At 41.7% G+C, this 11,944-nt stretch carries 11 protein-coding genes; 7 read left to right on the plus strand and 4 right to left on the minus strand.

The features are described from left to right. Positions 1-55 precede the first annotated feature (55 nt). Positions 56-865, plus strand: a complete 810-nt coding sequence (locus INP94_RS02150; RefSeq protein ID WP_197543883.1) for a hypothetical protein — start codon at positions 56-58, stop codon at positions 863-865. A 2-nt stretch (positions 866-867) separates the two neighbouring features. On the opposite strand, the gene INP94_RS02155 is transcribed toward INP94_RS02150, so the two are convergent. The 3 genes from INP94_RS02155 to ilvC all read right to left on the minus strand — a co-directional run bounded on the left by INP94_RS02155 (position 868) and on the right by ilvC (position 5,426). After that, entirely contained in the window at positions 868-1,554 is a 687-nt protein-coding gene (locus INP94_RS02155) for an rRNA large subunit pseudouridine synthase E (RefSeq protein WP_197543884.1), read from the minus strand. A gap of 54 nt (positions 1,555-1,608) precedes the next feature. Beyond that, on the minus strand, positions 1,609-3,873 hold the full coding sequence (locus INP94_RS02160) for an autotransporter outer membrane beta-barrel domain-containing protein (RefSeq protein ID WP_197543885.1): 2,265 nt from the start codon (positions 3,871-3,873) through the stop codon (positions 1,609-1,611). Positions 3,874-3,944: 71 nt separating this feature from the next. Beyond that, positions 3,945-5,426 (minus strand): ketol-acid reductoisomerase, encoded by a 1,482-nt coding sequence (ilvC, locus tag INP94_RS02165; protein ID WP_197543886.1) that lies wholly within the window; start codon positions 5,424-5,426, stop codon positions 3,945-3,947. Positions 5,427-5,588: 162 nt separating this feature from the next. On the opposite strand from ilvC, the gene ilvY reads away from it, so the two are divergent. The 3 genes from ilvY to glpE are packed head-to-tail and all read left to right on the plus strand — an operon-like array spanning position 5,589 to position 7,694. Continuing rightward, positions 5,589-6,467 (plus strand): HTH-type transcriptional activator IlvY, encoded by an 879-nt coding sequence (gene ilvY / locus INP94_RS02170; protein WP_111387590.1) that lies wholly within the window; start codon positions 5,589-5,591, stop codon positions 6,465-6,467. Positions 6,468-6,499: 32 nt separating this feature from the next. Beyond that, positions 6,500-7,387 (plus strand): EamA family transporter RarD, encoded by an 888-nt coding sequence (gene rarD / locus INP94_RS02175; protein ID WP_197543887.1) that lies wholly within the window; start codon positions 6,500-6,502, stop codon positions 7,385-7,387. Next, positions 7,377-7,694, plus strand: a complete 318-nt coding sequence (gene glpE, locus INP94_RS02180) for a thiosulfate sulfurtransferase GlpE (RefSeq protein ID WP_197543888.1) — start codon at positions 7,377-7,379, stop codon at positions 7,692-7,694. The genes rarD and glpE overlap by 11 nt, the downstream gene beginning before the upstream one ends. A gap of 54 nt (positions 7,695-7,748) precedes the next feature. On the opposite strand, the gene INP94_RS02185 is transcribed toward glpE, so the two are convergent. Then, positions 7,749-8,786: an LLM class flavin-dependent oxidoreductase gene (locus INP94_RS02185; protein WP_197543889.1), complete on the minus strand. Its 1,038-nt coding sequence runs from the start codon at positions 8,784-8,786 to the stop codon at positions 7,749-7,751. Between the two features lie 139 nt (positions 8,787-8,925). Between INP94_RS02185 and INP94_RS02190 the strand changes: the two genes are divergently transcribed. Genes INP94_RS02190 through tsaC form a run of 3 tightly spaced genes read left to right on the plus strand, consistent with a single transcriptional unit; the run spans position 8,926 to position 11,942 of the window. Further along, the gene (locus tag INP94_RS02190) at positions 8,926-10,842 is read left to right on the plus strand and encodes an ABC transporter ATP-binding protein (RefSeq protein ID WP_197543890.1); all 1,917 of its coding nucleotides are present in this window, start codon (positions 8,926-8,928) and stop codon (positions 10,840-10,842) included. A gap of 9 nt (positions 10,843-10,851) precedes the next feature. Then, positions 10,852-11,394: a DNA topoisomerase family protein gene (locus tag INP94_RS02195; protein ID WP_197543891.1), complete on the plus strand. Its 543-nt coding sequence runs from the start codon at positions 10,852-10,854 to the stop codon at positions 11,392-11,394. Further along, the gene (gene tsaC / locus INP94_RS02200) at positions 11,391-11,942 is read left to right on the plus strand and encodes an L-threonylcarbamoyladenylate synthase type 1 TsaC (RefSeq protein WP_197543892.1); all 552 of its coding nucleotides are present in this window, start codon (positions 11,391-11,393) and stop codon (positions 11,940-11,942) included. The genes INP94_RS02195 and tsaC overlap by 4 nt, the downstream gene beginning before the upstream one ends. The last annotated feature ends 2 nt before the right edge of the window (positions 11,943-11,944 follow it).

Genomic DNA, 11,944 nt, shown 5'->3' on the forward strand with positions numbered 1-11,944 from the left:
TGATTTCAAAGTGCGGTTAATTTTGACCGCACTTTTTGTTTAAGGAGAATAACAGATGAAAAAATTACTCGCGGTGATTTTTGCCTTGTTACCTGTTTTGGCATTTGCAGCATCGCCAAATCATACGGCAAAATCAACTCAAACCAAGTCAGTGAAAACGGCAGTTAAAAAAGTGGAAGCCAAGAAAGCCACTACGCCTAAAACCGTAGCTAAAACAGCGAAAAAGAAAGCAGATGCCAAAAAAGCAGAAGCGAAAAAGCCCGCTAAAATTGTCGAAGCGAAGAAAGCGGTAACAAAAAAAGAAAAAATAAAAAATAAAACGACAAATAAAGCCGCTAAAGCAGAGCCGACAAAAACGAAAGGCAAACAGTCAGTAGAAAAAACGAAGCAAACTGTAGTAAAAGACAAAAAGGCTGCAGCTAAGAGCAAACAGAGTGTAGTTAAAGAATCAGCTAAACCTGAAAAGGTGATGGCTAAAAAAACACCCGCAGTTAAAACTGAAGTGAAGAAAGCGGAACCAAAAGCTGTTGAAAAAGTGGCTGAAAAGAAAGTAGATGCTGTCGCACAAAAAACAGCGAGTATGGTGACAAAATCTGTCGTCGTACCAAGATGTAATGATTCAAAAGTTTTTGCGGTATTATCTGATGCCTTCAAAAAACAAGGAGCAGCCACTAACACCCAAATGACAGTGAAACAAATCTCGCAAGCCCGTGAAACGCAATCTTATCCACAACAAGGCATTCGCAGCTGTAATGCGATCGTGGAAACCAACGGCGTTAAATATGTTACCGATTACAGCATTATCTTGAATGATAAAGGCTTCTTCGTGCAAGTGGAAAACGCGCAACCCGCTCAACGTTTCTAATCTTAACGTGCGTTATTTAAATGAAGTTGTTCGAATAACGCACGCATTTCTTCTTCATTCAAACGGCGATATTCACCATTACTTAGTCCATCAAGTGTTAAATGGCTCATTTGATAACGGATGAGACGTAATGTCGGAAAGCCGATATGTGCGGTCATTCGACGCACTTGTCGATTTCGTCCTTCACTAATTTTAATTTCCAACCAACTTGTCGGAATGCTTTGACGTTCACGAATAGGTGGATTACGAGGCCAAAGAAAATCCGGTTCTGAAATCAACCGCACTTTTGCCGGCTTTGTCATTCCATCTTTCAATTCAACGCCTTTGCGGAGTTTGTCTAAGTCCGTTTCTTCAGGAATACCTTCCACTTGCACAAAATACGTTTTTTCTGTTTTAAACTTAGGATCCGCCAAACGATGTTGCACTTCACCATTATTCGTTAAAATCAGTAACCCTTCGCTATCACGATCCAATCGTCCTGCCGCATACACATTGGGAATATTAATAAAATCTTTTAATGTCGCTCGGCCGTTTTCATCAGTGAATTGTGTCAGTACATCAAACGGTTTGTTAAATAAAACGATAATGGTCTGTTCTAATGTGAGTGGCTTAGCTTTAGGCTTAAATGAACGAGGGGATTTTGCCGTTCGTTTGGTTGTCAATGCGCGGGAAGAGAAAGGTTTTGACATATTATTTATTCAGTAAAAAGAGAAAAAGGGCGGATTTCACTCCGCCCTTTTATATTACCATTGATAGCGATAAACCGCTTGAATTGCATAAGGTTTATCGAAGTTTTTACCGTCAGCACGGCTTACTTCTAAACCAAAACGATGATTTGCAAATCCAGCATTTAAACCGACCGCACTTTCAAAACGTCCACGGCTGCTTGCGACATCAAGCGCGCTGTTTGTGTAATGAATTTTGCTGCTACGGTTTTTACTCGTAATCGCATTTACTTCTGCATAAGGTTGTAAATTCCAACCATTACTTAATGCAAAGCCTTTGGCTACACGTAAGCCAATTCGAGAATACACAGAAGATAAGCTATCTTCATTCTCTTGTGATGAAATATGTGTCCACGCTAATTGTGCTTGCGGGGTAATTGTCCAATCATTCGCAAGGCTAAAGCGTTTACCTAATTCACTCGAAATGGTATAAGCGTTGTAATGGCGTTTTTCAGTGTGATCTGAGTTAGCGTGTAAACGGCTGTATTTCACGATGTTATCTACATAAATACCGTTATCTGCAAGGTAAGCTGCATATAAGCCCACGCTATTGCTTCTTACTTTGCCATCACCGTAATAACCACTGAAATCAACGTTTGCTTGGCTACGACCAACAAATCCACCAACACGGAGGTTATCAGTTACAGCCGCATCAGCGCCCACTTGTAAGCTATGTACGTTTTGTTTAAAGCCAGAAGTTTCACTCTCACCAGTAGAAAGTGCGGCTAATTTTTGGCGAGAATTCACATTGCGAACCCACACATTGCCTTTTTCACCGTTTTTCACTTCACCTAGACGTTGATGAATGCCACTTAAATCATCTTCCACTAAAAGTAATTGTGCTTGGCGAAGAGATACTTGTGCATTCGCTAAGTCTGAAAGTAATGGAGTGCTTGGTAGAACTGGAGCTGTAGGTGGTACTACTGGATTGCTTGGGGTTACTACTGGGGTGCTAGGCGTTACCGCAGGTTTGCTTGGAGTCACCACTTGTTTGCTTGGTGTAACTGGTGCAACAGGTGGAGTTGGGGTGACTTCATTTTTAGAGTTCGCTAATACCCAATTATTTCCTTCTTTTGTTAGGAAATATTGGTAAGCCCCTAAATCTACACGATTATTCGGGTTCGTTAAGCTAAATGCAGCATTACCGCCATTGGTTTCGACAAGTGTCACTTTTCCGTTAGCAATATTTGCACCTTGGTTAGTTACACCAATTTTATGATTACCTTCAGCAGTGCCTTTAACAACGATTTTATCGCTTTTGTTTTCAGCGATATTCGTGTTTAGATTGAATGTGCCTGAGCCAGTGAGATTACCACGAACAATGATACCTTGGTAGTTATCATTGGCTAGATTTACTACGCCATTATTAAGAGCCAAATTAGTTAAGCTTGTTGTTTGAACCACGCCATCTTCATCAGTGAAAGCTTTAGTTGTCCAATTGCTATTATTTAAGTTTAAGTTGAGCACGCTATTGCTGTCGGTAGTAGTAACTCCAGAAACAGTAGAATTATTAAAGGTTAGTTGGATGTTTTCTGTAAGGCTTTCTGTGCCACTTAATTTGATGCTTTCAGCGCCAGCGAGCGCAAAACCACTTATTGTTGAGTTATTAAAAGTCGCAGAGAAGTGGCTGTTGATAACTTCACCAACCCCAGATCTTAAAGCAATGATTCCACCTTGAGGAATTGAAACATTGGAATTATTAACGATCAATTCTGGTCGAGCTTGATTCTCCGCTTCATATACAAAAATAGAACTATCATTGTTTGATGTTATATTCACATTGTTTAATGTTAATTTACTCTTCTGATTCAGAGCAAATGCCTCTAATATGGAGTCTTGGTTGTTATCACTTATCAAAACTTTTGAGTTTTGCATAGTTACCGTTGAATTATTTAACTCAAATAAATAACCACTAGCATCTGCATTGTTAGGATTAGTAATACTATAGGTTCCACCATTGATTTCAGTTGTGGAATTAGTGATATTCATTACCGCAAAAGAATGATGTCTATTTGCTGGAATAGATAGTGAAGCATTAACATTATTTAATTGTCCGCTTGAGTTTGTCATTGTTACTGCGGATAGAAAACCCCATTCAGGATCATTTGTTGGACTGGTTGGATTAATTAAACATTGATTTAACATAGCCCCACTTTGCCCAGTAATTGTCACGCCGCTACTATTACAAGCCACATCAGCCGCTAGAGCTGAATTTACTAATCCAAGAGCTGCAGCGACTAAACTCATTTTAAAAGTGCGGTTAAAAATTTTGTTGTTTTTCATATTAATTCCTTGGGATTATAAAAAAAGCCAACTTATTGAATAAGCTGGCTTAAATTTTAACGATTTAATGATTAACCTGCAACAGCGATACGTTTCATATCTGTCATGTAGCCACGTAACTCTTGACCGATTAATTCAACCGGGTGGTTACGGATTGCATCGTTTACATCGCGTAAGGTGATGTTGTCGATAGCGACTGCTGGTGTAGGTTCACCTAAGTCACCTTTTTGTAAGGTTGGGATGATTTCTTTAGCAAGAATAGGGGTCGCTACGTTAGAGAATAAGTAGTTACCATATTCTGCAGTATCAGAAATGACCACGTTCATTTCGTATAAACGCTTACGCGCGATAGTGTTAGCGATTAACGGTAATTCGTGAAGTGATTCATAGTAAGCTGATTCTTCATAGATACCGCTTGCCACCATCGCATCAAAGGCTAATTCAACACCTGCTTTCACCATTGCTACCATTAACACGCCGTTATCAAAGTATTCTTGTTCAGAAATTTTGATGCCGTCTGCTTTTGGTGCATTTTCAAAGGCAGTTTTGCCGGTTGCTTCACGCCATGCGAATAAATCTTTGTCGCCATTTGCCCAGTCAGCCATCATAGTTGCTGAGAAGTGACCGCTGATGATGTCATCCATGTGTTTGTAATATAAGAAACCAAGACTTTCTTTGATTTGTTCAGCAAGTTCAAATGCACGTAATTTTGCGCTGTTTGATAAGCGATCCATCATTAATGTGATACCGCCTTGTTTTAATGCTTCTGTAATGGTTTCCCAACCGTATTGGATAAGTTTGCCTGCGTATGCTGGATCTTTACCATCAGCAACAAGTTTGTCGTAACATACGATTGAACCTGCTTGTAACATACCGCAAAGAATGGTTTGTTCACCCATTAAGTCAGATTTTACTTCTGCGACGAATGAAGATTCTAATACGCCCGCACGGTCACCACCGGTTGCAGCAGCCCATGCTTTCGCAATTGCCATGCCTTCACCACGTGGATCATTGGCTGGGTGAACCGCGATTAATGTTGGTACACCAAAACCACGTTTGTATTCTTCTCGTACTTCAGTACCTGGACATTTTGGTGCACTCATCACCACAGTGATGTCTTCACGGATTTGCTCACCCACTTCAACAATGTTGAAACCGTGTGAGTAACCGAATGCTGAATCTTTTTTCATTAATGGCATTACATCAGCCACCACTTTAGAGTGTTGTTTATCTGGTGTTAAGTTGATCACTAAGTCTGCGGTTGGAATTAATTCTTGATAAGTGCCCACTTTAAAACCGTTTTCGGTTGCACGTTGGAATGATGCACGTTTCTCTGCAATCGCTTCTGGACGTAATGCATAAGCGATGTCTAAGCCAGAATCACGCATATTTAAACCTTGGTTTAAACCTTGTGCACCACAGCCTACGATAACGATTTTTTTGCCTTTTAAGTAGTTGCAACCGTCAGCAAATTCGCTGCGATCCATAAAACGACAACGACCTAATTGGTCTAATTTTTCGCGTAAATTTAATGTGTTGAAATAGTTAGCCATTTTTCACCCTTTCTATGATGTTGATTAATGTGTATGAGGTTGTGTTTGAATATAGTTTTTTGTTGTGAAGTGGATTATAAGGTTTTTAGTTGTTGCGTAAAGTGATATTATTTGCACTTAGTGTTGCAATTTTTGCAATGTCATTTACTTTTACCGATACATATGAACTTTCAAGACCTTCAAATATTTCTTCATCTTGCGGATACACAAAATTTTGCAAAAACCGCTACGCAAAATTATATGTCACCCTCTACGCTCTCACGTCAAATTCAACGAATGGAAGAAGAATTAGAACAACCTTTATTTATTCGTGATAATCGCCAAGTGCGTTTAACCGAACAAGGTGAGAAATTTCTGCAATTTGCGAAAGCAGAATGGCAAAACTGGCAAGAGTTTAAGCGTCAGCTGCGAGATAATTCAGCAGAATTAAGCGGAGAGTTACGCTTATTTTGTTCAGTTACCGCTTCATATAGTCACTTACCACAGGTGTTAGCCAAATTTCGTTCTCGTTATCCGAAAGTTGAAATTCAACTGACGACTGGTGACCCAGCTTCTGCGGTGCAATTTATTCAATCAGAACAAGTGGATCTTGCCTTGGCGGGAAAACCCAATAATCTGCCGACAGGATTGGAGTTTTATAAGATTGATGATATTTCCCTTTCATTAATTGCCCCTCGAGTCGCTTGTTTAGCGACACAATTATTACAGGAAGACCCCATTAATTGGCAACAGATGCCTTTTATTTTGCCGTTAGATGGAATGGCACGGCAGCGTATCGAACAATGGCTACGTAGCAAACACATTAAACATCCCAAAATTTATGCCACCGTAGCAGGTCATGAAGGAATCGTACCAATGGTGGCGCTCGGTTTTGGACTAGCAATGTTGCCGGATGTGGTGATTGATAATAACCCGATGTCAAAAGACGTGTCTCGTTTAAATTTAGACAATCCTGTTGAGGCGTTTGATTTAGGGGTTTGTGTTCAAAAAAGAAATTTGGCGAATCCCTTAATTCGTGCATTTTGGGAGATGTTAGACTAGAATAATAAGCAGAATTAACCTAAGGATTCATTATGTTAAGAGGCATACTCATTTCACTTTTAGCCTCATTTTTATTTGGCTATATGTATTATTTTTCCACGTTGCTGAAACCGCTCAGCGGCACGGATATTTTCGGCTATCGAATGCTGTTTACATTCCCTTTCGTTGCCCTTTCCGTCATCATGTTTAAGCAAAAACAGGCATTAGTAGAACATATAAAACGCATCAAAAAACAACCGCTCTTTGCCCTTTCTTATATCACCTGTGGCGCATTAATGGGTTATCAAATGTGGCTCTTTTTGTGGGCACCCAATAATGGCAGCTCCTTAAGTGTTTCTTTTGGCTATTTATTATTACCTATTGTAATGGTGGCCGCAGGGCGGATCATTTTTAAAGAGCGAATTTCAACATTGAAATTCATTGCCGTATTAATTGCGGCAGTAGGAGTGATTTCTAACATCATTTTAAAAGGCGGATTATCTTGGGAGGCCATTGTTATCTGTGTGGGTTACACCACCTACTTCTCGATACGAAAAGCCTTAAAAAATACCGATCTTGGTGCCTTTTGCTTAGAAATGATCGCATTATTGCCGATTAGCGTTTACTTTGCCCTTCAAACTGATTTTGCCACCGTGCAGGAATCGAATCCTAATATTTGGGGGTTATTGGTATTGCTCGGGCTCATTAGTGGCTCTGCATTGATTGCTTACGTGATCGCCAGCAATATGCTGCCGATGAATTTGCTCGGCCTTCTAGGCTATGTTGAAACCATTTTGATGGTGATTATTTCATTTTTAATTGGAGAGAAAATGGATGCGGACAGCTATCCGTTATTCATTTGTTTAGTATTGGCGATGAGCCTGATTATTTTTGATGGCGTGTATAAACAGCGCGCTAAGGGAACAAACCATGTCGTTTAAAGAAATTAGCCCGGAACAAGCTTGGGAGATGGTGCAAAATGGCGCCATCCTTGCTGATGTCCGGGACCCTCAACGTTTTACCTATTCCCATGCGAAAGGGGCGTTTCATTTAACCAACCAAAGTTTTTTACAATTTGAAGAACAAGTGGATTTCGACTCCCCAATTATCGTGAGTTGTTATCATGGCGTGAGCAGCCGAAATGTGGCGACTTTCCTCGTTGAACAAGGCTATGAAAATGTGTTTAGTGTCATTGGCGGGTTTGATGGTTGGGTAAAAGCCGGTTTACCGATAGAAACGGCTTATTAATATTTTTTGATTTAAAGTGCGGTGAAATTTACCGCACTTTTCATTTTTGTCTCGCTATTGCTTATCCACAATCGCTTTCAAAATGGCGTAAGATTGTGCTTGTTTTTGTTCATCAAAAATATAGCTTACCGCCATAATTTCATCAAAATGCACTCGTTCACGGAGTTGTTTAAGTTGAAATTCCACGCTTTCAGGACTACCGATCAGTGAACAAGCAGTCATTTGTTCCACCACTGCGCGTTCTTGGTTGTAAATTGGGATTTCCTCGAAATCGACCGGTCCAAAGTGCGGTTTCTTTTGGGCGTGCATTTGAGCTTTCCAAACATCTTCTTCTGATGCCATTGGTGGTTGTAAATTTTGTTGTGCGTTAGTGACCACATTTAAGAAAAAGAGTGTTTGTGTTGTCGCCAGTTGTTTCGCTTCTTTATCGGTTTCGGCAACGATCGCGTTCACACCTAAGATAACATAAGGCTCAGCAAGATAGGTAGAGGGCTTGAAGTTTTTGCGATAAATCTCTACCGCCATTTCCATCATGCGTGGCGCAAAGTGTGAAGCAAAGGCATAAGGCAAGCCAAGTTCTGCCGCAAGATAGGCACTTTCGGTGCTCGATCCTAAAATATAAAACGGTATATTCAAGCCAGCGGAAGGATACGCAGAAACCGGGTTGCAATCTTTAAAGTAACCGCGAAGTTCCGCAATTTCTGCTGGAAAGTCCAGACTGTTTCGTCCACGACGAAGTGCCGCAGCCGTTTGCATATCCGTTCCTGGCGCACGCCCTAAACCGAGTTCAACACGATTTGGATAAAGCGTCTCCAGTGTGCCATATTGCTCTGCTACCACATAAGGTGAATGATTCGGTAACATCACGCCACCTGAGCCAACGCGCAGGGTCTTCGTATTGGCTAGCGTATGCTGAATTAAAAGTGCGGTCGCTGAACTCACCAAATTTTTCATATTATGATGCTCAGCAATCCAATAGCGTTCGATGCCGATGTTTTCAGCGTGTTTTGCAAGATTTACCATCGACTCAACGGCTTGCAAATACGTTTGCCCTTCTCGAACGGGGGCGAGATTAAGAATAGAGAGCTTCATTTTATTTCCTCATGATTGATTTGTTGAGCGTCATTATACGTGTTTTTTCTGGCAGAAATATCGATAAAATTAGAATAGACTGTTCCGAGAAAAGGAAAAATATTGCAAAATAAGCGCAAATTCAGATGTATTCGAAAAAATGATTGTATTTAATAATATTTCCCTAAAGCGCGGGCAAACCGAATTGCTCGAGAATGCCACGGCGACCATTAATCCGAAACAAAAAGTCGGTTTGGTGGGTAAGAATGGTTGCGGTAAGTCGTCTCTTTTTGCCCTATTAAAAAAAGAATTAACGCCAGAGGGCGGCGAGGTTACTTATCCATCCAACTGGCGGGTATCTTGGGTGAATCAAGAAACGCCAGCATTGGATATTCCCGCTATTGATTATGTGATTCAAGGGGATCGCGAATATTGCCGTTTACAGCAGGAACTTAACGAAGCCAATGAGCGTAATGATGGTCATGCGATTGCGCGCATTCACGGGCAGTTAGAAACCTTAGATGCTTGGACGATCCAATCTCGTGCGGCTTCCTTATTACATGGTTTAGGCTTTAGCCAAGACGAAATCACTCAACCGGTGAAATCCTTCTCCGGTGGTTGGCGAATGCGCTTGAATTTGGCACAAGCATTGCTTTGTCCATCGGATTTATTATTACTGGATGAACCAACCAACCATTTGGATTTGGATGCAGTGATTTGGTTAGAACGTTGGTTAGTGCAATATCAAGGCACCTTGGTATTAATCTCCCACGACCGAGATTTTCTCGATCCGATCGTGACGAAAATCCTTCATATCGAAAATCAGAAGCTCAACGAATATACGGGCGATTATTCCTCCTTTGAAGTGCAACGAGCAACCAAACTGGCACAACAAACAGCGATGTATCGTCAGCAACAACAAAAGATATCTCATTTACAAAAGTATATCGATCGATTTAAAGCCAAAGCAACCAAAGCCAAACAAGCACAAAGCCGTATGAAAGCCTTAGAGCGCATGGAACTGATTGCACCGGCTTATGTGGATAATCCTTTTACCTTTGAATTTCGCCCTCCGCTATCCTTGCCGAACCCTTTGGTGATGATTGAACAGGCGAGCGCAGGTTATGGTAGCGGTGAAAGTGCGGTAGAAATTTTAACTAAAATTAAACTGAATTTAGTGCCGGGTTCGCGCATCGGTTTGCTCGGGAAAAACGGTGCAGGGAAATCAACCTTGATTAAATTGTTAGCGGGAGAGCTCACCGCTCTTTCCGGTACTGTGCAATTAGCTAAAGGCGTACAACTCGGCTATTTTGCTCAGCATCAGCTCGATACCCTACGCGCAGATGAGTCCGCTCTTTGGCATATGCAGAAACTTGCACCGGAGCAAACGGAGCAACAGGTACGGGATTACCTCGGGAGTTTTGCATTCCATGGTGACAAAGTTAATCAAGCGGTGAAAGCCTTTTCCGGTGGAGAAAAAGCCCGTTTGGTGCTCGCGCTGATTGTTTGGCAACGTCCAAACTTATTACTGCTTGACGAGCCAACTAACCATTTGGATTTGGATATGCGTCAGGCATTAACCGAAGCGCTAGTGGATTACGAGGGCTCTTTGGTGGTGGTTTCCCATGATCGTCACTTACTACGTAATACCGTGGAAGAATTCTATTTGGTACACGATAAAAAAGTGGAAGAATTCAAAGGCGACTTAGAGGATTATCAAAAATGGCTGAATGAACAAAACAGTGCACCAGAAAATAAATCCTCGGAGAAAAATGACGACAATGAAAATTCCATGCAAAATCGCAAGGAACAAAAACGTCGTGAGGCCGAACTTCGCCAACAAACTGCACCTCTTCGCAAACAAATCTCTCAATTGGAGGAAAAAATGAATAAGCATGCCTCCAAACTTGCGGAGATTGAAAACCAATTGGCAGATTCCGAACTATACAGCGCAGAAAATAAAGAAAAATTGACCGCACTTTTGGCACAGCAAGTAGAGGTGAAGAAAGCGTTGGAAGAAGTCGAAATGGATTGGTTAGCGGCCCAAGAAGAATTGGAAGCAATGCTACAAGCATAGGGAGAGCGTATGAGTCAAAGTCTTTTCCAACACACAAAACACGAAGAATACTGCCCACAATGTGGCGCGCCTTTGCAAATGAAACAGGGTAAAAAAGGGCTGTTTTTAGGTTGTACAGCATATCCCACCTGTGATTATTTGCGTCCCTTACATAAGGGAGAACATAAGGTGTTGAAAGAGCTTGATGAAACCTGTCCGCAATGTGGCAACCCACTCCAACTCAAACGAGGTGCTTTTGGCATGTTCATCGGTTGCAGTCATTATCCCGATTGTGATTTTGTGGTGCATGAGCAACAGGATGAAGAGCAATCCATTGACTGCCCGGAATGCCATAAAGGATATTTGGTTGCCCGTCGCGGACGACAGGGGAAAATCTTTTATGGCTGCGATAACTTTCCCCATTGCAAATTTTCCTTACCGGCAAAACCCTATGCCATGCCTTGTCCACAATGCCATTTTCCACTCGCACTATTAAAAAATGAAATTGCCGAACAGCAAGTGTGGCAATGTGCGAATAAAGGCTGTCGACATATTTTTGAGAACGAAAAATGAATGTACAACAAATTGCCGCCCGTTTAATGCAAGACGAAGTCGTTGCCTATCCTACTGAGGCGGTATTCGGTTTGGGCTGTAATCCGCTGAGTGAAAGTGCGGTCAGAAAATTGCTTGATTTAAAACAGCGTCCGATTGAAAAAGGCCTTATTTTAGTCGCGCCGAGCTTGCATTTTTTGCAGCCCTTTGTTGATTTTTCCCATTTGTCTGACGAACAGCTTGCACGCTTACAGGCACAATACGATCATCCAATCACCTGGGTGGTGCCGGCTAAGACAGAGGTTCCAGATTTCCTGACGGGGCAATTTAATAGTATTGCGGTGCGTTTATGTACTCATCTTGCCGTCAAAGCCTTGTGCGAAAAAACAGGCTTTGCTCTCACCTCGACCAGCGCGAACTTAACCGGTCAATCACCTTGCCGCAGCGCAGATGCTGTGCGTTCCCAATTTGGAGCAGATTTCCCTGTGCTTGATGAAGCTGTCGGCCAAGCACAAAATCCATCGGAAATTCGCGATTTGCTCACAAACCAACTATTCAGACAAGGATAAAA

The organism is Haemophilus parainfluenzae (assembly GCF_014931395.1).
Classification (GTDB): Bacteria; Pseudomonadota; Gammaproteobacteria; order Enterobacterales; family Pasteurellaceae; genus Haemophilus_D.